The sequence below is a fragment of the Paraburkholderia sp. GW821-FHT02A12 genome (genome assembly GCF_059422005.1).
In genome coordinates this window covers 3,192,627-3,216,184 of record NZ_JBWKWA010000002.1, presented here as the reverse complement: position 1 = coordinate 3,216,184, position 23,558 = coordinate 3,192,627, and the positions used below count along the sequence as shown (strand labels likewise).

18 protein-coding genes and 1 pseudogene are annotated in these 23,558 nt (G+C 62.7%); 12 read left to right on the top strand and 7 right to left on the bottom strand.

Features of this window, described 5'->3' with window-relative positions; translation table 11 throughout:
* Window positions 1-107 precede the first annotated feature (107 nt).
* Window positions 108-2,270 carry a serine/threonine protein kinase gene (locus AC07WT_RS35835; protein ID WP_494950613.1) on the top strand — a complete coding sequence of 721 codons (2,163 nt, stop codon included), beginning with the start codon at window positions 108-110 and terminating at the stop codon, window positions 2,268-2,270.
* Between the two features lie 31 nt (window positions 2,271-2,301).
* Here AC07WT_RS35835 and AC07WT_RS35830 read toward each other — a convergent pair whose 3' ends face one another.
* Both AC07WT_RS35830 and AC07WT_RS35825 read right to left on the bottom strand, forming a co-directional pair.
* Complete coding sequence (locus AC07WT_RS35830) at window positions 2,302-3,468, bottom strand: formylglycine-generating enzyme family protein (protein WP_494951130.1); 1,167 nt, start codon at window positions 3,466-3,468, stop codon at window positions 2,302-2,304.
* Between the two features lie 33 nt (window positions 3,469-3,501).
* A pseudogene (locus AC07WT_RS35825) lies at window positions 3,502-4,209 on the bottom strand (caspase family protein); the annotation flags it as partial.
* A 397-nt stretch (window positions 4,210-4,606) separates the two neighbouring features.
* Here AC07WT_RS35825 and AC07WT_RS35820 point away from each other — a divergent pair.
* From AC07WT_RS35820 to AC07WT_RS35780, 9 genes are all read left to right on the top strand, one after another.
* On the top strand, window positions 4,607-5,104 hold the full coding sequence (locus AC07WT_RS35820) for a DUF4399 domain-containing protein (protein ID WP_494950612.1): 498 nt from the start codon (window positions 4,607-4,609) through the stop codon (window positions 5,102-5,104).
* Between the two features lie 53 nt (window positions 5,105-5,157).
* A complete protein-coding gene (locus AC07WT_RS35815; RefSeq protein WP_494950611.1) occupies window positions 5,158-5,592 on the top strand; it encodes a DUF4399 domain-containing protein in 435 nt (144 codons plus the stop codon).
* A 298-nt stretch (window positions 5,593-5,890) separates the two neighbouring features.
* Window positions 5,891-6,175, top strand: a complete 285-nt coding sequence (locus tag AC07WT_RS35810) for a hypothetical protein (protein ID WP_494950610.1) — start codon at window positions 5,891-5,893, stop codon at window positions 6,173-6,175.
* A gap of 319 nt (window positions 6,176-6,494) precedes the next feature.
* Window positions 6,495-7,907 carry an efflux transporter outer membrane subunit gene (locus AC07WT_RS35805; protein ID WP_494951129.1) on the top strand — a complete coding sequence of 471 codons (1,413 nt, stop codon included), beginning with the start codon at window positions 6,495-6,497 and terminating at the stop codon, window positions 7,905-7,907.
* A 334-nt stretch (window positions 7,908-8,241) separates the two neighbouring features.
* A complete protein-coding gene (locus tag AC07WT_RS35800) occupies window positions 8,242-10,821 on the top strand; it encodes an FHA domain-containing protein (protein ID WP_494950609.1) in 2,580 nt (859 codons plus the stop codon).
* A complete protein-coding gene (locus tag AC07WT_RS35795) occupies window positions 10,799-12,172 on the top strand; it encodes a beta-barrel domain-containing protein (RefSeq protein ID WP_494950608.1) in 1,374 nt (457 codons plus the stop codon). The genes AC07WT_RS35800 and AC07WT_RS35795 overlap by 23 nt, the downstream gene beginning before the upstream one ends.
* Before the next feature lie 37 nt (window positions 12,173-12,209).
* Complete coding sequence (locus AC07WT_RS35790) at window positions 12,210-12,962, top strand: peptidylprolyl isomerase (RefSeq protein ID WP_494950607.1); 753 nt, start codon at window positions 12,210-12,212, stop codon at window positions 12,960-12,962.
* A 108-nt stretch (window positions 12,963-13,070) separates the two neighbouring features.
* On the top strand, window positions 13,071-16,127 hold the full coding sequence (locus tag AC07WT_RS35785) for a peptidase domain-containing ABC transporter (RefSeq protein WP_494950606.1): 3,057 nt from the start codon (window positions 13,071-13,073) through the stop codon (window positions 16,125-16,127).
* On the top strand, window positions 16,124-17,470 hold the full coding sequence (locus tag AC07WT_RS35780; protein WP_492594821.1) for a sigma-54 interaction domain-containing protein: 1,347 nt from the start codon (window positions 16,124-16,126) through the stop codon (window positions 17,468-17,470). The genes AC07WT_RS35785 and AC07WT_RS35780 overlap by 4 nt, the downstream gene beginning before the upstream one ends.
* Before the next feature lie 16 nt (window positions 17,471-17,486).
* Here the strand turns inward: AC07WT_RS35780 and AC07WT_RS35775 are convergent, their stop codons facing one another.
* Window positions 17,487-18,257, bottom strand: coding sequence for a PP2C family protein-serine/threonine phosphatase (locus AC07WT_RS35775; RefSeq protein WP_494950605.1), 771 nt, complete (start codon window positions 18,255-18,257; stop codon window positions 17,487-17,489).
* Window positions 18,258-18,262: 5 nt separating this feature from the next.
* The gene (locus AC07WT_RS35770; RefSeq protein WP_115100824.1) at window positions 18,263-18,550 is read right to left on the bottom strand and encodes a hypothetical protein; all 288 of its coding nucleotides are present in this window, start codon (window positions 18,548-18,550) and stop codon (window positions 18,263-18,265) included.
* Between the two features lie 439 nt (window positions 18,551-18,989).
* Between AC07WT_RS35770 and AC07WT_RS35765 the strand changes: the two genes are divergently transcribed.
* Both AC07WT_RS35765 and AC07WT_RS35760 read left to right on the top strand, forming a co-directional pair.
* Complete coding sequence (locus tag AC07WT_RS35765) at window positions 18,990-19,493, top strand: lecithin retinol acyltransferase family protein (protein WP_494950604.1); 504 nt, start codon at window positions 18,990-18,992, stop codon at window positions 19,491-19,493.
* A gap of 39 nt (window positions 19,494-19,532) precedes the next feature.
* Complete coding sequence (locus AC07WT_RS35760; RefSeq protein ID WP_492594824.1) at window positions 19,533-19,787, top strand: hypothetical protein; 255 nt, start codon at window positions 19,533-19,535, stop codon at window positions 19,785-19,787.
* A 199-nt stretch (window positions 19,788-19,986) separates the two neighbouring features.
* On the opposite strand, the gene AC07WT_RS35755 is transcribed toward AC07WT_RS35760, so the two are convergent.
* From AC07WT_RS35755 to hydA, 3 genes are all read right to left on the bottom strand, one after another.
* Window positions 19,987-21,117, bottom strand: coding sequence for a porin (locus tag AC07WT_RS35755; protein ID WP_494950603.1), 1,131 nt, complete (start codon window positions 21,115-21,117; stop codon window positions 19,987-19,989).
* A gap of 189 nt (window positions 21,118-21,306) precedes the next feature.
* Window positions 21,307-22,056, bottom strand: coding sequence for a GntR family transcriptional regulator (locus tag AC07WT_RS35750; RefSeq protein ID WP_492594825.1), 750 nt, complete (start codon window positions 22,054-22,056; stop codon window positions 21,307-21,309).
* Between the two features lie 36 nt (window positions 22,057-22,092).
* Window positions 22,093-23,535, bottom strand: coding sequence for a dihydropyrimidinase (gene hydA, locus AC07WT_RS35745; RefSeq protein WP_494951128.1), 1,443 nt, complete (start codon window positions 23,533-23,535; stop codon window positions 22,093-22,095).
* Window positions 23,536-23,558: the final 23 nt, after the last annotated feature.

The window sequence follows — 23,558 nt, the reverse complement described above, 5'->3', positions numbered from 1 at the left end:
TAGTATCGAAGCGGCACATGTAACTGGTTACGACAGGTTTTTTATCAGCCCGACTGGTTTCGCTCGTATGCGATCCGGTCCAACGGCAGCGGCGGCGCTTCGCAAAAATGGCTAGCCTTGCGCATGTGATTCGCGACTTTCAGAGCGGCGAGCTGTCACGCGACGAGTTCGTCGCTCAGCTCGACAGCACGTTGACGACCGAAGGGCTCGGTCCGGCGCAGCTGCTGGAGATGCTCGGCGCGGCCCAACGCCGGACCCCGCTGCCCGACGATCTGTACGCGGAAGTGCGGCGGCGGATCGAACAGTTGCGCGTCTCGAACGTGGCGGCCGGCGGCGAGGAAACCGGCGTGCAGACCACGATCGAGATTCCATCGGTGCCGTCCGCGAGTTCCGCAAGCGCCTCGAACTCGTCGAGCGCCTCAAGCTCCTCAGGTGGGATAAACCCCCCGGGGCACGATCAGGTCAAAGGCACCGGCGACACGCTGAACAACCGCTTCGTTCTCGAGGAATGTCTGGGCGTCGGCGGAATGGGCACGGTGTACAAGGCGCTCGATCTGCGCAAGCTCGAAGCCTCGGATCGCAAACCGTATCTCGCGATCAAGGTGCTCAACCTTCAGTTTCGCGGCAACCCGAATTCGCTCGTCGCATTGCAACGCGAGGCGCGCAAGGCGCAGGTGCTGGCGCATCGCAACATCATCACGGTGTACGACTTCGACCGCGACGGGCCGATCGTCTACCTGACGATGGAGTATCTGACCGGCAAGCCGTTGAGTCAGTTGTTGCGCACGCCCGGCTACAAAGGCATGCCGGTGCGCGCCGCGCTGCCGATCGTGCGCGGCATGTGCAGCGCGCTCGCCTACGCGCACGAACGCGGCTTCGTGCATTGCGACTTCAAACCCGCCAACGTATTCCTGACGACCAGCGCCGAAGTGAAGGTGATCGACTTCGGCATTGCGCGCGTATTTCAGCGGCCGGAGGAGGAGAGCGACGCAACGGTGTTCGATCCCGGCAGCCTCGGCGCATTGACGCCCGCGTATGCAAGTGCGGAAATGCTGGAACATCTTGAACCGGACCCGCGCGACGACATCTATGCGCTTGGCTGCATCACCTACGAGTTGTTGACCGGCCGTCACCCCTTCGATCGACTGTCGGCGACCCAGGCGCGCAGCGCGGATTTCAAGCCGCAGCGGCCCGCCAACCTCGACGCAAAACAGTGGCGCGCGTTGCGCGCGGCGCTTTCGTTCGATCGCAAGACGCGCATGCCGAGCGTGGTGCGCTTCATCGCGGAGTTCGACAACGAAGCGCGCGCCGAGAAGTCGGGGACGTTGGTGAAGGCGGCGTTCGCGGGTTTGGCTGTGTTGTGCGCGGCAGTGGTCGGCGTGTTTGCGTTCCGGTCGGCGCCGGATCGCCAGAGCGGAACACAGCCGGTGACGACGGCTTCGCAGGCGGTAGCGGAGCAGGCAGGTTCAGCAGGTTCGTCGCCGCCGTCTGCGTCCGCGGCGACGGTGGCGAGCACGCCTCTACCGCCGCCAACTGCCGGGCCACCCGCGGCGCCGCCCATCGCGCAAGCTCCGCCACCCGTGCCCAAGCCGGCGCTGACGATGGCCGCCGTCGCGCCGATGCTGGCGCAGGTTCCGTGTTCCGCGCTGGCCGGTTCGGCGCACGACCATTCATTGACGGTTCGCGGCTACGTCTCGCAACGCTACGGTGCGGCGCGTCTGAAGGACACGCTGACCGCGCTGCCGGGCGTGGAGACGCTCGCGCTCGAAGTCGAGCCGCTCGCCGACGACAAATGCGACACAATCAAAGCGCTAGCACCGTACTGGGTTCGCAACTGGCAGGCCGGTCACGTCGCGGCGCTGCATGTGCGCCCGCCTGGCGGCCAGTTGAGCGAAGGCGATCCGCTCGTGGTCGACGTGACGACACCCGCTTACGACTCGTACGTCAACCTCGACTACTACCAGCTCGACGGCAGTGTCGTGCATATGGTGCCGAGCCCGCGCGCGAAGGACAATCAGGCGCCGCCGCGCTACGCCGCCACGATCGGCAGCGCGGGCGACTGGATCATTTCGAAGCCGTTCGGATCGGAAATGGTGGTGTTGCTGATTACGCCGGTGCCGCTATTCGACAAGCCGCGGCCGGAGAGCGAAGCACACGCCGACTATCTGCGTGCGCTCGATACGCGTCTCGCGCAAATCGCCGGCAAGTACGGTCAGGATCACATCGTCGCCGATTTCGCGCAGATCACGACCAAGCCGCGTGCGCCCTGACGCATGCGCAAAATCATCTGCGGCACCCGGATCACTTGAGTTCCTTGACCACCCTGAAGCCGTCCTGCGACTGGCGCACGCCCGCACTGTATTTGAAGCGCGTCGCGCTGAGCATGTAGTTCGCGCCTTCGCGCCACGAGCCGCCGCGAATCACGCGCATCTCGCAGCCTGGCGTATCCCATGCGCGGCCGTCGGTGGGTGCGCCCTGGTACGAGTTGTGCCAGCAATCGCCGACCCACTCCCAGACGCCGCCGTTCATGTCGTACAGGCCGAGCGGATTCGGCGCGAACGAACCCACGCTCTCGGGACCTTCCTTGTGCCACGGCTCGCCGCAATCCTTGCAATTGGCGTTGCCCTTGCGCATCGGGTCGCCCCACCAGTATTGCGTGGTGGTGCCGCCGCGGTCCGCGTATTCCCATTCCGCCTCGGTGGGCAAACGATACGTTTTGCCGGTCACCTTGCTGAGCCATCTCACGTACTGCTGCGCGTCGTCCCAGCTGAGGTCGCGGGCCGGCGCGCTTCTGTTGGAATTGGTTTCGGGCGTCAGCTTTTGACAGGCGTTGGCGTCGGCGCACGCGTTCCATTGCTCGACCGTCACGTCGTATTTGCCGATCGCGAATGGCGCGCCGATGGTCACGCGGTGGACGGGTTTCTCGGAAGGGTCGTCGGTGCTGCTGCCCATCGAGAACGAGCCCGCCGGTACCGCGATCATGACGGGGCAGGTAGCGCAATCCCGCGTCTCGTTGGCGTTCGCCGGGCGTGCTGAGGGTTTTTGCGCGGCGGCCGGCGCGGTTGAAGGTGTGGCAGCAGGCGCCGCCGGTGTTGGCGTGACCGACGCGCGCGGGTGTTCCTGCGGCCCTGCACTGGCGGGCGCGGCCGGCCGCGCGGCTTGTGGTGCAGGCGCCGGCGCGCTCGACGGTGCGGCGGCGCGCAGCCGGTCGATACGCGCATGGGCGAGCGTGGCAAAGCGGCCGTTCGGATAGGCCTTCAGATAGGCCTCGTAGTCGCTCGGGTAGTTGCTGTCCTTGATCGAATTCCAGAAGGTGATTTCGTATTGCTCGCTGCTGTCCTTCGGCAGGATGCCGCGGCTGTGCAGCACGACAACCGGTTCAACGAGCGTAGCGGCGGCGAGCTGCGCGGTCGCGACATCGGAAGAACGCATATTTAAGTGAAAAGCCCTGGAAAGCGACGAGGTCACCCATGGTGTTTGCTTACCGCCGGTGTTCTCGCGAACCTGTACGGCGACGCGTTGAAACAGGTCATGAAGATCTTGCGACGGAGCGTCGGCAAGGGCACGCAACAGTGTGCTCGTATAGACGCCATGACGCACGCCGTCCGCCGCGAAGCCACCCGGCGCTGTTGCGTAAGCGATTAGCGTATTGCCGGGAAGCGCATGTGTACCGATTTTTGCGGGAGCCGAGAACGGATTGTTCAGGCACGTATCGAGGATCACGAGATTGAGCGGATCGGCACGCGGCGCACGCATCGCTTGCAACACGCTGCTCAAGTCGACGCCTTCGCCAATCAGCCGCGCCGGTGAGCGTGTGTCGGTGCGGGCGGGAATCAGCAGCGTCTGCTCGCCGACTTGCATGCCATGTCCAGCGAAATAGAAGAGGCCAACGCCACCCGCATGCAGACGTTCGCGGAATTCGGCGATGGCCTGCTGCATCTGCTGCGGAGTCGCGTCGATACGCACGATGACGTCGAAGCCGTGAGCGCGCAGTTGGTCGCGCATTGCCAGCGCATCGCGCGGCGCGTTCTCACGAACCTGATCGGTGTCGTGGTCATACTCGCCGTTGCCGATCACGAGCGCGACGCGCCGGGGATTGACGTTGTCCGTCGGTTCGGCGGTCACAGCTGCAACGCCGGCGTCTACGCCGCCGCCGCGCTGCGCTGCGGCATAGGCATGACCCCAATGCGCCTGAATTGCCCCGGCCATGCACACCAGCAGGAATATTCGCCACATATTCAAATCCTGTTTGTTCCGGACAGAACATAGGTATTCGACGACCGCGACGCCCGCAGCGGCCGTTGGAGTGCATAGGGCGGCACATCGACGCCGCTATCGACCATCCGTAGACAATCTATGAACAACGATAGCACGCAGTTCGCGCGCTACAACCGTCCGCTTGCCGTCAACGTGTTATACGGTTAACGAATGTGGCGTTTCTTTTTGACAAGTTACGTCCTAAGCTAAATCACAAAGTAACAATGCAGCGCGGCCTTTGCATGCCGCGGCCGTCCGACCACGCGTGCGCCCGCAAAAAAACAGCCGGAGCGCGCGGTCCTCGCCTCGAGTCACGAAGGCGCTGGGCCACTCTTCGGGAGAGTGCGCAATGCGAATAACAGTCACGCTGGGCGTGCTCAACACGCGGCATCGGGTGTGCGCGCGATCCACCGCTCTCGGTACAGTTCTTTGCGCCGCGTTTGTCACCCTGCTCGGCATCGCGCCGCTGTCCGAATCCACGCTCGCCGCGCAAACAGCTTCCCCGCCGGGCGCCGAGGAATACATCATCTGGCCGCCGGACGGTGCCGTGATTCACGGCGGCAAGCTGTGGGTACGCATGGGGCTGCGCAACATGGGCGTGTGTCCGAAGGGCATCGTTTTTCCCAATACCGGCCATCACCATTTGCTGATCGACACCGATCTGCCGCCGCTCGACCAGGAAATTCCATCGGATCGAAATCACCTGCACTTCGGCGCCGGCGAGACGGACGCGCGCATCGAGTTGCCGCCGGGTAAGCACACGTTGCAACTCATTCTCGGCGACCACAACCACGTGCCGCACGTGCCGCCCGTGTATTCGAAGAAGATCACCATCAACGTGCAATAAGACTCGCGCGACCCGGTCGTTCAAAGTGGGTCCGTCTGGACGGAGAGCCTTTCATGTACAGGAACATCGCGATCGCGGCGCTTGTGACACTGGCCGTACTGGCCTCGCCGGGGCTCGCCTTAGGCGGCACGACGCCCGCGCCGGCCGGCGCGCATGTATATATCGGGTATCCGAACGACGGCCAGGTGGTGCCCGCCAACAGGCCTTTTCGCGTGTGGTTCGGCTTGCGCTTCATGGGCGTGGCGCCCAAGGGCGTCAAGTATCCGAACACCGGCCACCATCACCTGCTGATCGATACCGATCTGCCGCCGATGGACCAGGAAATTCCCTCAGACCGCAACCATCTGCATTTCGGCGCGGGCGAGACGGAAACGATGATTCAACTGCCGCCCGGCAAGCACACGCTGCAGCTGCTGTTGGGCGACGACATGCACATTCCGCACAACCCCCCGGTTTACTCGAAGAAGATCACGGTCATTGCGCGGTGAGATTGTGACGCGGCGCGCCACCTCACCGCGCGCAGTGCCATCCACAGTGTCTCGGTTCGGCCAACACCGCAGCGTGCGTTGTTGGTTGCGATCCACCATCTCCCGCTTGCCGCTTTGCCGCCATCTCGATGCGGTTAGCGGGACCGCATCCCGCCTGGCCTTTATCGACAGCCTTTCTGCGATTTTCTTAGGATCGGAAAACAAACCTGGCACAGCCCATGCGTTAGTGACACTCGAGCAGACAAATTGCTTGAACCCAGCCGCAAGACTGGGCTGTTTTCCTTCCAGGAGAATTACCATGAACACGCTGATGATCAAAGACCTGTCCATCACCGAACAACTCGACGGCAAGGCCATGAGCGCTGTGCGCGGCGGCTTCGGCTATGACTACCCGTTGTCGTCGTACTTCAGCTTCGCGCCGGTGTATGCGCCGAACAACAGCAAGCGGGTCGAGGCCACGCAACTGATCAGCACGACGCTGAACATTCAGAATGCGAATGGCAACAACGCTGCGTTCGATGCCGGCATCACCACCACGATCAACCCGCATCTGAGCACCAGCAACAACATCTACGTCGCCTGAACGGCGCAGGCCGCCGCGGAGGCTTACCGGCCGCCGCGGGCCGCGCAACAGCGGCTCGTCAAAAAGAATTCGCAATCAATCGTTCTTTTCACGCGACCCCCGCGTCACCGTACGATTCCCGCGCCGACTTTCTTGCACCGCTTCGATGGTGAAGCCGGGCAGGACCTGCTTTACTTGAAGAGCGCGTTCTGCTCGTGCAGCGCAGCCGGCGTCATCGGAGAAAATCGTGTCAGCGTTGCTTGATTCATCGGTCCGTCAGCGCTTCTTCAATGTATCGGCGCAGCGCTGCCCGGCACTTCAACGGGCTAATACGGGCCGCCTGGCCACGGCGGCGCGCGCAGCCGGCGCCGCGATCGTATCCGCGCTGCTGCTGTGCGCGTGTGTCGATGTGAGCATGCCCGATTACAAAAGGCCCGACACGCCGGCCAAGGCATCGTGGTCGGATCAGAAGGGCGCGCCGGTGTCGGCTGCCGCGACCATCGAACCCGACTGGTGGAAAGGCTTCCACGATCCGTATCTGGACACGCTGATCGCCAAAGCGATTGCGGGCAATTTCGACATCAAGGTGCTGGCCGCGCGTATCGACGTCGCCGGCACGCAGATCGGCGAGGCAAAAGCCGGTGCCTTGCCGACCATGGATCTCGGCGCGGGCGCCGATTTCGAGAAAACCACCCGCCAGACTTTCTCCAAACAGTACAACGTCGCGACCCAGGTGAACTGGGACATCGACATCTGGGGCAAGGTGGAGAAGGGTGTGCTGGCGCAAAAAGCCGAGTTCCATGCCACCGAGGCGGACTGGCGCGCCGGCTATCTGGAGCTGGTCTCGAACGTATCGAGCACCTATTTCCAGATCCTGCAATTCGACGACCAGATCGAGCAGCAGGAGAAAACGCTCGTCGCGAACAAGCAGATTCTCACGATTTACGACGGGCAGAGCCGCAGCGGTCTCGTGCCTCACACCCAGGTATTGCGCCAGCAAGCCGAGATCAACCGCCTGACGAACCAGTTGCTCGAACTGCGCCGCTCACGCGATCTCGCGAACAACGCGCTCTGCACGCTGGTCGGCGTGCCGGCCGGCGAATTCCAGCTGCCCAAAGGGCATTTGCAGCAACGCGTGCAACTGCCGTCCGTGCCGGACGGTTTGCCGGCGCAACTGCTCGCGCGGCGTCCCGACGTGGTAGCCGCCGAATTCAGAGTGCTGGAAGCCTACGACCTCGTCGGCCAGGCCAAGCTCGCGCAACTGCCCACCATCAGCCTGACTGGTCACGGCGGCACCGCCAGCTTCGCGCTGACCGACCTGCTGAAATCGTTCACGTTCGGCTTCATGCCGAGCATCAACATTCCGCTGCTCGATCCCGGCGTGCGAGCGCATGTGAAGGTCACGCAAGCGCAATCGACGGTGGCCGAGCAGCAGTATCGCGTCGCCGTTATGGGCGCGTTCGAGGAAGTGGAAAACGCGCTGGTCAATCTGAATTCGCACAAGGCGCAGCGCGTGGAATTGCAGCAGCAGGTGTCGCGCCTGCAAATCGTCGCCGATCAGATCCAGGCGCAATTGCGTCTTGGCGTCGTGTCGCAGCTGGAAGTTTTCGAAACCGAACGGACACTGCTGGAAGCGCAGCAGCAACTGCTTGCCAACCATCAGTTGATTCTGTCCGACACGGTGCTGCTCTATAAAGCGCTGGGCGGCGGTTGGCCGAGCGTCGACGTGCAAGCGCAAGTGAAGGATAAGTGAAGGATAAGTAAAGGGCAGCTAAGGGCAGCTAAGGGCAGCTAAGGGCAGCTAAGGGCAGCTAAGGGCAGCTAAGGGCTCAAGTAAAGGAACGCTGAGCTAATCGGCGGATCAACGCGCGTTGCGTGCAGCGTGTGGAATTCAGGCTGTGCGTCGTGCGTTCATTGCTTCTACAACCGAGGATCTGAAAATTGACACTCGCCATGCGTGACTTAAAATCGTTAAAGGGCTGGCCTCTGCGCGGCTCATTCGCACAAGATCTCTCCGCCGTCGTCCTTTTTCCCCGTTTTCATCGCGTTTTATCCGCAGCGGGTAAACGATTAGTGATCCAGACAAAATGAACGCCGGCGAAGTTCCGATTGCTGAGGGGCGCACGACACTGGACGCTCTGTTCGACGTGGTGCTGTCGCCGGTTGCATCCGCGCAGCGTCCCGCGCTCGACGCGATCCGGATCGTCGACAACCTGTTCGCAATCGGGCGCAGCGAGGCGCCGTTTACGGATTATCCGGCCGAGCGGATCACACGCCTGTCGCGCCGGCATGCACGGATTTTCACGGAGCACGGCGCTGTCTATGTTGCCGACCTGGGCAGCAAGAACGGCACGACGGTGAACGGCGTCGCGGTGCGAACGACACCTGCCCGCGTGCGTGCCGGCGACGAATTGTGCTTCGGCGGCGAGCTTTGCTATCGCGTCGGCATCGAACCGCGTGCGCGTATCGTGGCCGCCGCCAGTGCCGCGCCGGCGCCTGGCCTGCTGCTGGTGCCGCAGCGTGACGACCTCGGCCTTCAGCCGATCGACGTGAAGGCGTTTCCGTTCCTCGTCAGCAAAGCGGACGACATCTTCTCGCGCTACAAAAACCGCTACCCGCATCAGGTCAACTACATCTCGCGGCGTCACGCGCACATCTTTCTGAAGGGCGGAGAGCTGTACGTCGAGGACCTCGGCAGCACCAACGGCACATTCGTCGGCGGAAAGCGGCTCGACGAATCGGCGCAACCGCTTGTCGACGGCGACGTCGTTGCATTTGGCGGCGACCACTTCGTCTACAGGGTAACGCTGCAACAGCCCCCTGAAGTCGAGCCGACCGTGACCCAGCTATCTCTGACTCCCGCTATCGACGAAGCTGCCGATACCGACAAGACCACGTTCGTTGCCGCCGCACATTCATTCCTCGATATCTTTTGCGTCGACCCGGGGCTACAACGCGAAGATGAAGTCAACGAGGCGGCCCAGGCTGCGTCGGCGCATGCGAAGAAACGGGACGCGGCTGGCGGCGGGGCGAACGGCGCCCATGGAACCCACGGCACCCACGGCGCAGGCGGTACGAGCGGCGCCGCGAAGGGCAGGCCGCAGCGTTGGCGTCTGGTGGCGGCTGAACTCAGCGAGGCTTTCGCGGGCGGCGACCGCACGATGGTACGGCGCGCGGCGTGGTGGGGCGGCGCGGGTGTCGCCGTACTGATGGCCCTGGCGCTGACGCTCTACATGCGCGGCTCATCGGAGCGCGAATTGAAAAACCTGTTGGCGAGCGGTGACTACTCCAGTGCGATCGTGGTGGCGAACGGCTATCTGACGCATCATCCTGCGGATTCGCAGATCAAGGCGCTGGCGAGCGAAGCGCTGCTGAAGGCGAAGGTCCCCGGCTGGCTGAATGCGTTGCAAAAGGCGCAGTTCGGCCAGGCGGACATGCGGCTCGCGGAGATGAAATCGTTGAGCGCGAACAATGCGGACGCCGCGTCGCTGGTCGGCGAATTGCAATGGGTCGGCGATCTGGAGCGTTTCGTGGTCGGGCGGGGCGGCGTGGATGCGCCGATCAGGATGTACGCGGACGAGTCCGTCATCCGCAGCTTGCTGCAACGCTGGGACGACGACGCAAAAAATCACCAGCGCGCGCTCGACCGCATTGCGTCATACGTGCCCATGTTCGCTGAGCTGTACGCGCAGGCGCTGAGCCATCTGCGCAAACTGGAGAGCGACGATTCGGTGTACCTCGCCGCAATCGACCGGCTCAACGCGACGATTCGCACCGAGCTGGCGCGCGACAAACCCGACGCGCTGCCGCCGGCGTTCGACGACTACGCGCAGCGCTATCCGCGTCTCGCCGGCCTCGACCGGCTGCGCGAAGATTTGCGCCAATACGCGAATGTGCTGAACGCCGCACTCGGCCGCCAGCTGACGCCGCTGCTGGCTTTACTGAAGACGGTGCATTTCAGCACGCCGCCGTTCCAGGCGCAGTTTCAGCAACTGGCCGCGAGCCGTTTGCCTTCGGCGGATGTGATCCAGCGGCATGACGCCGTGACCGCGGCGTGGCTGCGCGGCGACGGCCAGCAGGCGCTGGCCGGTTTGCAGGCGATGCCCGCCGGTCCGTGGTCCGACGTGCTCGCCGCGGAGCAGACGCATAAGAAAGCGCTGCTCGACCAGTTCGCCGACTTGCAGAAAACCCGTGGCGGCAAGGGCTACGACGAACGCCTGCTGTCGTTCTACGCGAGCCTCGATCCGGCCGCGGACGCGTGGTTCGTGGCGTCGATCCAGAAGGACGTAGCGGCGCTGCACGACAAGGCGCTGGCCCGCGCGCAGGATTTGCTGCAGCGCGCGCAGAGCCTCTGGAAGCAATACCGCGCGAATGGGTCGATCGGCGGCACGCAACGGCTCGAGGCCGGCATCTCGGCTGGCTTTCGCAGCGAGGCGCGTTTGCTGTCGGATGCGCAGGCCGCCGCGCAACAGGGCATGCGCATCTATACGCAGTTGAAGGCGGATCATCCCGCCGACTTCGACCAGCTGCTCGCGGATATCGAAGCCGAAGCGAATTTGCAGCGCCGCTCGCTGACGGAACTGCGCATGGTGCTGGACCCCGGGCTGCTGAAGGCGAAACTGGCGTTGATCGGAGGCGAGCAGAGTGAAGCGCGACAGTCACCCTAGACCGTTGTCGGAGGCGCTGGAGGATCACAGCGTCGAAGGCATCGCGATCCTGACCGCCGAACCGGTGCGGCTCGCCCGTGCGCTGATCTGGGCGATGGTCGCGCTGGTGGCGGTCGGCCTGCTGTGGTCGTTCGTCGGCCGCGCGGATGTGATCGTCAGCGCGCAAGGGACCTTGTCGCCGGAATCGGAAGTGCGCCGCATTTATGCGCCGATCGACGGCGAGCTTGCCGATCTGTATATCGCCGAAGGGCAGCCGGTGCAGAAGGGCGACGTGCTGGCGCGGCTCAACGCACGCGGCGCGATCGAAGCGGCCAGCAACGCGCTGCAAGCGCAGCTCAAACTCGAAGACGCCGAGCGCGACTGGAAGCAGTTCCCTGAAAAGAAAGCGCTGATGGAGCGCAAGGCCGCCGCGCTCAAGGCACAGATGGAAGTGGAAGCGCGCCTGCACGAAAACCGCCTCTCCGAAGGCACCACCAAGCTCGCCGAAGGGCAGAAAGCCGAACTCGACGAAGCGCGCAGCGTGCTCGACAACGCCCGCCGCACGCGCGAAGCGGCGCGCCAGGAACTGGACCGGTACTCGCGTCTGTTCGCGCAGCCGGGCGGTGGCGGCATCGCCGAACTTCAGGTCGAGCAGAAGCGCACCGCCGCGATGGAAGCGGACAACGCCTACCGTGTCGCGCAATCGAAACTCGCGGAACTCGATTTCCGCCTGAGCCACGAGTATGCGCAGGCCCACGCGCAACTCGAAACCAGCGGCCAGCAGGCCACCGACCTGCAACTCCAGTACGACTCGGCGGTGCGCGATATCACCGACGCGGAAGACAAGGCGCGCCTGCAATTGCAAAGCGCGCGGCTGGTAGCCGACGCCGCGGCGCGGATTCGCTTCGAGAACATCGACAAAGACAATTTCCTGCTGATCCTCGCGCCGGTCTCCGGCGTGATCACCGACGTGACCTCGACGCAACCGGGCGACAAGATTCAGGCGAACGCGCCGCTCGGCGGCATTGCGCCGAAAGATGCACGGCCCGTACTGAAGATCGAAATCGCCGAACACGACCGCGCGTTTCTGCACGAGGGTTTGCCGGTGAAGCTGAAATTCAGCGCGTTCCCGTATCAGCGTTACGGGCTGATCAGCGGCACGCTCGCCTACATCTCGCCGGCCACCAAGCCGTCCTTGCAGGACAAACAACCCGTGTACGAAGGCCGCGTCACGCTCGACAAGAACTACTACCAGATCGCCGAAACTCGCTACCCGCTGCGCTACGGCATGACGGCGAGTGCGGAGATCGTGGTGCGCGAGCGGCGCCTGATCGACCTCGGTCTGGACCCGTTCAGACAGGTTGCGGGCTGATAGCGCAGATCACACGTCAATTAAAGGAGCGGATGACATGACCGCGATAGTGCGAATCGATGAGGAAGTCGTGGACGTTGCCGAGTTCATTCGTCTTCTGAAATTGACCGGCCAGTTCGAAAGCCTGATCGAGCAGATCGTGCGCGACAAGCTCACCGTGCATGCGGCGAAGAAGCAGGGTGTCGTCGTGACGGCCGACGAAATCCAGCAGCGCGCCGATCAGTTCCGCCGCGTGCGCGGTCTGCACCGCGCGACGGATATGAATCAGTACCTCGATGTGCTCAACGTGAGTCTCGACGAATTCGAGGCGTTCATCACCGACGGGCTGTATCAGGAAAAGATGCTCGACATTGTCGGCAACGAGGCGGCGATCAAGGACTACTTCGCGCTGAATTCGCCGAAATTCGATGCGATCGAGGTGAGCCATATCGTGCTCGACAGCGAGGGCAAGGCGAAGGAAATGATTTCCTATCTGCGTGACGATCCGGACTGCTTCGCCGACATGGCGCGCGAGCATTCGATTGCGGATACGCGCGAAGCCGGCGGCGTGATCGGCAAGGTATTGCGCGGCTCGCTGAAGCCGGACATCGAAGCGAAGATTTTCAACGCGGCGGTGGGCGATCTGCTCGGGCCGTTTCCGTCGGCGGATCGTTCGTGCTTCGAGATTTTTGCCGTGACAGCCAAGTATCCGGCAACGCTGGATGCGGACGTCGCTTCTGAAGTGAAGCGTCTGCTGCGCGAGAGCTGGCTGATCGCGCGTGCCCAGGAGCATGTGATCGAAGCGCGCTAGCCGGCCCGCGATGCACCTGATGCACCTGATGCACCCGATGCACCCGATGCACGTATTGCGCCACATCGCGCACTGTCGTAACAAAGCTGAATCGAGGTCCGCAAGTCTATGGATGCACCCCAGACCGCGCCGTCCGCCGCCGAGTTTCTGACTTCGGTGGAGATTCTTTCGCCGTTTTCGCGCGACGAGATCGAACGTCTTGCCGAATATGCGCAAGCGCGCTTCTATTCGTTCGGCGAAACGGTGTGCTCCGCGGGCGAGACGGCCGACGGTCTGTACGTGGTCCGTTCCGGCTCGGTGCGCATTTTCATCGAGGAGCACGGCAAGGAAACCAGCATGGGCGTGCGCAAGGCCGGCGAGATTTTCGCCGACATCGCGATGTTGCGCGCGTATGTGCACGAAGCGTCGGTGCGGGCGTCGGCGAAAACCGAGTTGCTGTTCATTCCGCGCGCCGCGATCGAGCCGGTGATCGCCGGCAATCAGGCGGCGCTGGCGTTTATCGCGAGCTATGTGGCGATCAATTCGGCAGGCGGTTTCGTCGCGCAACTGTTCGATCTGCGCGGCAAGCTGAACAAGGCGGAACTCGAAGAATACGTGCGCAGCGTCGGCGTAAAACGGGTGGCCGCCGGCAAGGAGATTCTCAAGCAGGACGGACGTGACGACCGGCGGCTCTATGTGGTGCGGCAAGGGCAGGTGCGCATCGTGCGGCATGAGGAGGGGCACGATTACACGCTCGCCACCCTGGGCGAAGGCGAAATCTTCGGTGAGAAAGCGTGTTTGATGCGGCAGGAACAGATGGCCTCGGTGGTGGCTACAACCGATACGCGGCTGCTGGTGATTCCCGAGCGCACCGTCCACTTCATTCTCGAACGCAATCCGAAGTTGCGCGACGTGCTCGATGAACGGATTCGCTACGGCGACCGCGAGTTGCAGCGGCAAAAGCGGCTCGAACAGCGGCGCAAATTGCCGCTGATGCTCGATTTGCAGAGCAAACCAGAGTTCGGCGAAAAAGTCATCAAGCGTTTCGCGCTGGTCGAGCAGGCCGAGGAAATGGATTGCGGCGCCGCGTGTCTCGCGATGGTGTGCCGTCACTACGGCATTCCGATGACACTCGGCAAACTGCGCGAACTGGCCAACGTCACGACTCAGGGCGCCACCCTCGACAGCCTCGCGCGCGCCGGCGAATCGCTCGGCTTCACCGCGCGAGGCGTGCAATGCACGTTCGACTCGTTGCGCGGCTTCGATCTGCCGTTCATCGTCCACTGGGAGGGCTACCACTACGTGGTGGTGTACGGACTCTCGAAGGACTATGTGTGGGTCGCCGATCCAGCGCTCGGCTTCAGGAAAATGACCGTTGAAGATTTCGAGCGCGGCTGGAGCGGCACCTGTCTGCTGTTTACCGGCGACCCGAATCTGTTGCAGATGTCGGCTGCGCGTTCGCCGTGGATACGCTTTGTCGGCTATCTGAGGCCGTACAAGAAAATTCTCGGACACCTGTTTCTCGCCACTTTCGTGATTCAGGTGCTCGGCGTGATTCCGCCGCTGATCATCCAGAACATTCTCGACGGCGTGATCGTGCATCAGAATGTGAGCCTGCTGAATCTGCTGATCGGCGGGCTGATTATCTCCAACGTGTTTTCGCAGTTGATGTCGTCGATTCGAGCGTATCTGGCGAATTTCATGGTGCGCAACATGGACTTCGCGATGATGTCGCAGTTCTTCAGGCACACCATGACGCTGCCGTTCTCGTTCTTCGCCAAGCGCAAGACCGGCGACATCTTCGCGCGCTTCCAGGAGAACCAGACGATCCGCGCGTTTCTCACCGAATCGACCGTGACCACCGCGCTGAATCTGCTGATGGTGTTCATCTACTTCACGATCATGTTCGTCTACAACGTGAAGATGACGCTGGTGCTGATCGCGTTCGTGATTCCGATTATGGCGCTGACCGCGCTGGCCACGCCGAAGATCAAGAACTACGCGCGCGAAGTATTCACCGCGTCGACCGATGCGAAAGCGTTTCTGATGGAGGCGCTCGCTGGTGTGGAAACCGTCAAGGGCATGGGCATCGAACGGCCGGTGCGGCTGCGTTGGGAGAAGAAGTACGCGAAGGCGCTCGAAGTGCAGTATCGCGCGCACGCATTCAATATCCTCGTCGGGCTCGGCAGCCAGTTGCTGAACGCCGCGACGACGATTGCGATTCTCTGGGTCGGCGCGAATCTGGTGCTGGCGCGCGAAATGACGATTGGTCAGCTGATTGCGTTCAATGCGTTCATGGGCAGCGTGCTGGGTCCGCTGATGGGACTGGTGGGCCTGTGGAGCATGTTGAACGACGCGGGCGTCGCGATGGAGCGGCTCGGCGACGTGCTCGACATCGAGCCGGAACAGAAGCCGGAGGATTTGCCGTCGCGCGTGATGCTGCCCGAACTGCAAGGCGAAATCAGTCTCAACGGCGTCTATTTCCGCTACGGCGACAACGACTCCGCATACGTGCTCGAAAATATCAGCTTCGACATCAAGCCCGGCGAACTGGTGGCGATTGTGGGCCGCAGCGGCTCGGGCAAGACCACGCTCGCCAAATTGCTGGTCGGTTTCTATGCGCCGACCGAAGGCAAGATGACGATCGACGGCTACGATCTCGGCGTGGTCGATAAAGCCTATTACCGGGCGCAGATCGGCTACGTGATGCAGAGCAATCTGCTGTTTTCCGGCACGATCGCGGAGAACATCGCGAGCGGCGACGACGCGCCCGAACGGCGCCGTATCGAGGAAGTCGCGAAGATGGCCGACGCACACGCGTTCATCAGCAAGATGCCGCTCGGCTATGAGCAGATTGTCGGCGAACGCGGCATTGGCTTATCCGGCGGGCAGATTCAGCGGCTGTGCATCGCGCGGGCGTTGTATCACGATCCGCGTCTGCTGGTATTCGACGAAGCGACTTCGGCGCTGGACTCGCAGTCGGAAAGCAATATCCTCGGCAACATGCACGACATTCTGAAGGGCCGCACCGCGGTGATCATCGCGCACCGGCTCAGCACCATCATGCGCGCGGACAAGATTCTCGTGCTGTATGAAGGCGCGATTGTCGAGCAGGGCCGGCACGATGAACTGATCCAGCGTGGCGGCATGTACTACCAGCTGGTCCAGAAACAGTTGAGCGCGTGATGAAGATACTCGACCAGATTGAAGAGCCCAGCCCGGCGATCTCGTATGCGGGCCTGATCGAGCGGATCGAGATTTTGCGCTCGACGCTGCGCTGGTCCTCGCGCCTCGAGCGCGCCGACATCGACAAGCTGCTCAGGCAAGCCACCTCGTTGCGCGACGAGGTGATGCAGCTCTCGCACAAGGAGCGCTTCGTGCAGGCGGCAGTGGCCGAACCCGCGCGCGTGGATCAATCGCGCGGCGCGCGCAGAAAGGCATTGATCGAGCGCAGCTTCATTTTCGAGGGCACGTTCGGCGACAATCCGCGCTTGCTCGAATCGCTCGAAATCGCCGAAAAAGCGGCGCCCACCGATCTGCCCGTGCTGATCGACGGCGAAAGCGGCACCGGCAAGGAACTGATGGCGAAGGTGATTCACGCGAACGGCTCGCGCGCGGACAAGCCGTTTATTTCCGTGAACTGCGGCGCGATTCCCGAAAATCTGCTGGAGTCGGAATTGTTCGGGCATCGGAAGGGCGCGTTCACGGGGGCTTCCAACGACCGTAAAGGCAAATTCGAAAGCGCGCATACCGGCACGATCTTTCTCGACGAAATCGGCGAGTTGCCGCTGGCCGGCCAGGTGAAGCTGCTGCGCGTGCTGGAAGCGCACGAGATTCAACGCGTGGGCTCCGACGAAACGATTGCCGTCGATACGCGGATCGTCGCGGCGACCAATCGAAACTTGCGGCAACTGAGCGAGGAGGGCAAGTTTCGCGAAGACCTGTTCTACCGGCTCAGCGTGATTCATGTCACGTTGCCGCCGTTGCGCGAGCGGCGCGACGAGATTCCGCTGCTGATTGCGTGGTTCGGCGACGAGGCCGCCGGCACGCTGAAGCGCCGGCCCGTCAGACTGACGCCGCGCTTGCGCGACTTTCTGCTGAACTATGCCTATCCGGGCAATATCCGCGAACTGCGCAACGTGATGTATCGCGTGTCGTGCCTCGCCGGCGACATGGCGGACGTCGATCATCTGCCGGTGGATATGCGGCCGGCTGCGCCCGGTTCGGCCGCGGCGGCGGGCTCGGCGTCGTCAGGCGGTGAACCCATCAGCGTGGCGAATCTGATGTCGCTGAGCGACGCCAAGCGAGCCGCCAGCGACGATGCGGAAAAAGCGTTCCTGGAGCGCGGCCTTCGCGAGGTAAGCGGCACGGTTGCCGAACTGGCCAGACGCATCGACATGAACCGTTCGCATCTGCAAATGCTCCTGAAGAAGCACGGCCTGCATTCGAAGGACTTTCGCAACCGGAACTTGCCGCCGCCCGGCAACAACGGCACCGATGAAAACGATGAAGAAGACGGCGACAGTTGACGCCGCGTTCACGCCCTCAGGGCGCCGGGTTGAGCAGCGTTTTGTCGGATGCGTAGCGATCTTCGGCCCGCACCACCACGGCGGTGATGTTGTCGCGCCCGCCGCGCGCGAGCGCCAGATCGACCAGTTCATCGGACGCGCGCTCGCATTCCACCGTGGTCAGCACGGCGAGCATTTCCTGATCGGTGATCTCGTTGCTCAGGCCGTCGCTGCATAGCAGGAAGACGTCGCCGTCCGCGACTTCGATTGCATCGTCGTCGAGTTCGAGCTGGTCCGTGGCCCCGACCGCGCGCGTAATGGTGTGCTGCGCCGGATGATGGCGCGCCTGTTCGCCGGTGATCACACCCAGTGATTTGAGCTCTTCGACCTGGCTATGGTCGCGCGTCAATTGCCGCAATTGCCCTTCGCGATACAGATAGAGCCGGCTGTCGCCAGCCCACAGATAACCGCAGAAGCGGTCGCACGCGAGCAGCACGATCACCGTGCTGCCGATCCGCTGCACCTGGCGGCGCGCCGCTTCGTCCCTGAGCTGGCGGTTGGCCGTCTGCAGCCGGGTGCGCGCGTCGGCAATAGAGGCTTTCATGCCCGCGGGCCGCGCGAGCCGGCTCAAGGTATCGATCACCAGGCGGCTCGCCAGATCGCCGACCGCGTGCCCGCCCATGCCGTCGGCGACGGCCCAGCGCCCGAGTTCGGGCTGGTCGAGGCAGGCATCTTCGTTGATTTCACGCACGCGCCCCACGTCGGAACGCGCGGACGACGTCCATCGAAATTGGCTCGCACAGGTCACAACGTCTACACCGTATCGTTTCTGCTGCGTGCGTCGGGAGAGACACTGATGTTCGAGTTCGCGCCGGTGTTGCGGACATCGACCGACTGGAACTGGTTGATCATCTGGTTAGCATAGAAGTTGTTCGAGACCTCGTACAGGTTGACGACCGGCCCGATGCTAGGGGTTTCCCGCACATAGGGCTGAATCCAGCCGTACACCCACGGCGCACCGCCGCCGCCGCGAATCGCCGCCATTGCTTTACGGTCGAGTGCGAGGTTCAGCGCCAGGTCATTCACGGTGATTGAGGCCATGTCGATCTCCGGTTGGCCGCCCGAGAGCGGCGCGCGGTTAAAAGAGAAGCTGAGCGTGATGGTGCAAGTGGCATGCCAATTTGCGGCCGGCGCGCGCGGTTTGCCGTAACGCGTTGATTGGGTGGCGATTCCGTTCGATCAGGCCCGCGCCGTACGTTCAGGCTGACGCGCAGAGGTCGGGTTGCAGCCAACAGCCGCGGCCTCAGACCGATGCTGTACCCAACACATTGGCAAGGCCTGCCGCACGTTTATCGACGACCGCAAATGATCGCCGAGCGCCAACACATCGACGCGAAATCTGTCGGCTGCCGGCGCACACCTGCTTGATTCCCGAACCCTCGAAAATGCCGATTTCCCCGTAAACAAAGGCTTTCCGGCCCATGGCCCGGATGATGCGAAAGACCTCGCAACAGTGTTGGATATTGAACCGAGGCCAGCCATGAACACCCACCTTCTTCAGACGAACGTCGAACGGCGCAGCGAAGGCCGCAACGATACGTCGACCATCGACCTGCCGATCGGCGCGCATCTCGTGACGCAACGCAACGGTTATGAACACCACGGCATTTATGTCGGCAACGGCCGGGTGGTGCATTACGCCGGGTTTGCGAACTCGGCTCATCGCGGTCCGGTGGAAGAAGTCGAACTGGCGCGCTTTGCCGCCGGCCATCCGCTGTCGGTTCGCACGACACCCTGCGCGCGCTACCAGGGCGACGAGGCCGTGCGCCGCGCCCGCTCCCGGCTCGGCGAAAACCGCTACAGGCTCCTGACCAATAACTGCGAGCACTTCTGCGCGTGGTGCCTGCTCGGCGAAAGCCGCAGCGAACAGGTGCATTGCTGTCTGACCCATCCGCGCGCCGGCATGCATGCGCTGCTGTGTCTGGTGAAGGCTTTTGTCGAAAGTGGTGCGAAGGGTGGTCAGGTCGCTGCGTACGCCGCGTGAGCGAGTGGAAAGAGTTGAACGGGATTCGAGGAGAACATCATGGTTGCCGCAGAAAAGACCTTGCACTGGGCCGTCGACAAATGGCTCGCACCCACACCGTCGATGCCCGCGCGCGTCACGCAGTTTTGTCATAGCAAGCTGCAGCATCAGTGCTATGTCTGCGTGGAAGCACTCCGCCCGGGCGGACTGCTGTCGATCTTTTTCTTCCGTCACGACGACGGCTCATGGAACGTGTTTCCGCCGCAAGCCGAGCGGCCCGCGATGAACGGCCATCGCCGCGCGGCGGTTTGCTAGTCCCGCGTTTGTCTCCCGCGATGCCCTTACGGCTGTCTGCAGCGGCTCATCTGCGCACTCCAGGCCTTGATCGACCCAAAACTCGCACTTCACGCCGCGACCCGCCAGGCCTGAAAAACAAAACCCCACGCTCCGAAAAACATGGGGTTGGTCAGCAATCTGAAGCCCGCAGATGCGGGCTTTTTTTATCTAACGTCGATTAGAACCTGTGACGGATACCCACGGTCACGGTAGCCTGCTTGCTGGACCCCGAATTGCCCGTTGCTGAGCCGATGACAGCTACAGCAGCCGTGCCCGACGAGTCTTGCGTTCCTGATGCAGTCGTGTACCCTGCCCACGCGTAGGCATCCGTACGCTTGCTAAGCGAGTAGTCCGCTGCGACTGCGAGCTGGTTATACTTTGCCGACGAGTTGCCGCTCGACTTCAGATACACGTAGCCAATCTGGGTCTGCAGCGGTGCCGAGACCTGCCACACGGCGTACACCGAACCCGTGTTGTACTTTTCCGCGTGCTTGAACGTCGAGCTGCCGTCTGCAGTGTATTCGGCGTAGCTGTAGTAGCCGCCCAAGGTCACCGAGCCGAATACGTAGTTGCCCCCGATACGGGCATTGTTGATCGACGCCGCGGTGGAATACGCGGCGTTGACCGCTGTGTTGAACAGCGAGTCCCACGTCGATGTTCCGCGGGTTGCGCGGTTGCCGTTGCTCAGGTGGTAGTAACCCGCTGCCAGGTTGACCGGACCGTTGCTGTACGCAGCTGCAGCGGCATAGCTCTGACCCGAGCCCATCGCGCCAGCCACCCCGCCCAGCGAGTACATGGTCTCGAACTGGAAGCCGGACCAGGAAGGCGACGCGTATTTGATCGAGTTATTGACGCGCGCGCTGTTGTCGGCGTTGTCGATGTCACCCGGCGAGATGAACACGCCACCGAGAAAGCCATCGCCCTGCACCGGCTGAACCAGGTCAACCAGCGGATCGTATTGACGCCCGGCCGTGAGCGTACCCCACTTGTCACTGCTCAGACCAACGAACGCCTGACGACCGAACAGGCGGCTACCCTGACCAAGCTTGCCGTTGGTCGAATTAAAACCGTTCTCCAACTGGAAGATTGTTTTCAGGCCACCACCGAGGTCTTCCGAGCCTTTCAGGCCCCAACGGCTACCGGACTCGTTACCCGACGACATGCTGAAGGACTTGCTGCCGCCGTCGTTGGAAACGTACGTCAGGCCCGTATCGACGATACCGTAAAGCGTGACGCTGTTTTGTGCGTGAGCTACGCCAGTTGCGCCAAGCATGGCCAGCGAAAGAATTGCCGGAGTGGTCTTCTTCATCGGCGTCCTTGAGTTGACGGTGCCCGCAAGGGTAATAGCAAGGTTTTTCATTAGTGATCTCTTCAGTGAATTGACGACTTCGAATTGACGGAGGTTTTAGCCAAAAGTGTCCCCTTTCCTATTTTTTGCATAGACATACTAATTATCCATATTGGACTGCGGATCTTCGAAGGTAAGGTCCAGCGGTGGTTACCCCGTTATCGCCTGGATAACGTCATCCTGAAGTCCACGAATGTGGCTGACCATCGCGTTGCGCGCTTCCACCTTGTCACGCGACTTGAGCGCGGCGAGGATCGCCAGGTGTTCGACGTGATTCTCCTGCTGGCGGTGAAGATGGCTCGTCACGCGAAAGAGCCGCGCGTTCAGCCGCATCATCGCGATCATCTGGACCAGAACGGCATTGCCCGACGCCTCCGCAATCGTCCTGTGCAGCAGATCATCCAGTTCACGATGCTCGACTTCGGTATGCTTGCCGACCTCGAGCGCGTGAACCTTCTCTTCCAGCGCCTCGATCGCCACGGGCGTGAGCCGCTGGATGCCGAGGTCGATCGCTTGTGCCTCGAGTACTTCACGAACCCGCATGCTTTCGAAAAACTCGCGGGCAGACACCGTGCGCACCGCGAAGCTGCGTGCGTCGGCGCGCACCAGCAGGCCTTCGCCGGTGAGCCGGATGAGCGCCTCGCGAACGGGTGTACGCGACATATCCAGTTGATCGGCGACACGCAGTTCATTAAGCAGCGCGCCCGCCTCGAGCTCACGATCCAGAATCATCTCGCGCAAACGCCGGTAGGCGCGCTCGCCGAGGCTGGCAATGCGCGTTTCGGAGACCGCTTCTTCTGTCTGCACGGACGATGCGTCTGGCTGCGGCACCTCGCCTGTCGATTTCCGCGATGCCTTCTTCACGCCGGTTCCCGCTGCTTTGGTGTCTGCTTTTGTCATGATTGCGCGTAGTTCTCTTTTCCGCCGGATCCGCTTTCAGATGGCGGCAGTCCCGATTTTGACCTGCGATGTTACAACCTCGGGGCGCTCGCATCGCAGGAACTGTCCATGACCGGCCTGCCCGCGGAACTGCCCGTCCGCCCAGACGGTCACGCCTCGACTCAGCGTCGTCGCGGGCCATGCACGCACTTCGCGTCCCTCATAGGGCGTGTAGTCGGCCGCATGGTGAAGCTCGTCGTTGCGGATCGTACGTTCGATACCCGTATCCCAGATCACCAGGTCGGCGTCACTGCCGACCGCGATTGTGCCCTTGCGCGGGTACAGCCCGTACAGCTTCGCCGCGTTCGTCGACGTGAGTTGCACGAAACGGTTGATGCCGATCCGGCCGGCCAGCACGCCTTCCGAGAACAGCAGCGGCAGCCGGGTTTCGAGGCCCGGAATGCCGTTGGGCACCAGGTGGAAGCCGCTAGCGGCGCCATGCAGCATCTTGCCGTGCGGATCGTCGTAGTTAAAGGGCGCGTGGTCCGACGACACGATCGTGAACATGCCGTTCTGCAATCCGGTCCATACGGCCTGCTGGTTCGCCTTGTCGCGCGGCGGCGGGCTGCAGATGCACTTCGCGCCAGCGAAGCCTTCGAGCGCGAGGTCTTCTTCGCTGAGGAAAAGATACTGCGGGCAGGTTTCCGCGAAGATCGGCAGACCCCGGCCGCGCGCCCAGTGAATCTGCTCGATCGCCTCCCGTCCGGAGACATGGACGATCAGAATCGGCACCTCCGTCACCTCGGACAACGCGATTGCCCGATGAGTAGCTTCCCGCTCGACCAGCATCGGCCGCGAATCGCCGTGATACTTCGGCGCGGTGAGCCCGGCCGCGAGCAGCCGTTCGGTCAACCAGCCGATGCAGTCGCTGTTCTCCGCATGGACCATCGTCATGGCGCCATGAACGCGCGCGCAGGCGAGCACGTCTATGATCTGGCGGTCGTCGAGCTTCATGTCGTCGTAGGTCATATAGACCTTGACCGACGTATAACCGTCCGCGATCAGTGCCGGCAGTTCGTCCTTCAGCACAGCCTCTGTCGGGTCCGACACGATCAGGTGGAACGCATAGTCGATCGATGCCTTGCCGGCCGCTCGAGCATGATAATCCTGCACTGCCGCGCACACGCTGTGTCCCTTGAACTGCAACGCGAACGGAATGACCGTGGTAGTGCCGCCGCACGCCGCGGAGCGCGTGCCGGTCAGGAAATCGTCCGCCATTTTCGAGCCGTCGGACGTGGGCTGGTCGAGATGAACGTGCGCATCCACGCCGCCCGGCGTGACGAAGCGGCCCTTCGCGTCGATCGTCTCGCGGCCGCCGGGCAGATCACGGCCGATTGCGACGACCACGCCGCCGCTGATGCCGATATCGGCGGTGTAGAGATCGGCCGCCGTGGCGATGCGGGCGTTCCGAATCACCGTGTCAAAGCTGGACTGGTACATGTCGGTCACGCGTGTTTTCTCCG

What these genes read in the sequence shown, in the direction of transcription:
- AC07WT_RS35835 (WP_494950613.1), top strand. Translation starts at nt 108, where the DNA reads ATGGCTAGCCTTGCGCATGTGATTCGCGACTTTCAGAGCGGCGAGCTG.
- AC07WT_RS35820 (WP_494950612.1), top strand. Translation starts at nt 4,607, where the DNA reads ATGCGAATAACAGTCACGCTGGGCGTGCTCAACACGCGGCATCGGGTG.
- AC07WT_RS35815 (WP_494950611.1), top strand. Translation starts at nt 5,158, where the DNA reads ATGTACAGGAACATCGCGATCGCGGCGCTTGTGACACTGGCCGTACTG.
- AC07WT_RS35810 (WP_494950610.1), top strand. Translation starts at nt 5,891, where the DNA reads ATGAACACGCTGATGATCAAAGACCTGTCCATCACCGAACAACTCGAC.
- AC07WT_RS35800 (WP_494950609.1), top strand. Translation starts at nt 8,242, where the DNA reads ATGAACGCCGGCGAAGTTCCGATTGCTGAGGGGCGCACGACACTGGAC.
- AC07WT_RS35790 (WP_494950607.1), top strand. Translation starts at nt 12,210, where the DNA reads ATGACCGCGATAGTGCGAATCGATGAGGAAGTCGTGGACGTTGCCGAG.
- AC07WT_RS35785 (WP_494950606.1), top strand. Translation starts at nt 13,071, where the DNA reads ATGGATGCACCCCAGACCGCGCCGTCCGCCGCCGAGTTTCTGACTTCG.
- AC07WT_RS35770 (WP_115100824.1), bottom strand. Translation starts at nt 18,550, where the DNA reads ATGGCCTCAATCACCGTGAATGACCTGGCGCTGAACCTCGCACTCGAC.
- AC07WT_RS35765 (WP_494950604.1), top strand. Translation starts at nt 18,990, where the DNA reads ATGAACACCCACCTTCTTCAGACGAACGTCGAACGGCGCAGCGAAGGC.
- AC07WT_RS35760 (WP_492594824.1), top strand. Translation starts at nt 19,533, where the DNA reads ATGGTTGCCGCAGAAAAGACCTTGCACTGGGCCGTCGACAAATGGCTC.
- AC07WT_RS35755 (WP_494950603.1), bottom strand. Translation starts at nt 21,117, where the DNA reads ATGAAGAAGACCACTCCGGCAATTCTTTCGCTGGCCATGCTTGGCGCA.
- AC07WT_RS35750 (WP_492594825.1), bottom strand. Translation starts at nt 22,056, where the DNA reads ATGACAAAAGCAGACACCAAAGCAGCGGGAACCGGCGTGAAGAAGGCA.
- hydA (WP_494951128.1), bottom strand. Translation starts at nt 23,535, where the DNA reads ATGTACCAGTCCAGCTTTGACACGGTGATTCGGAACGCCCGCATCGCC.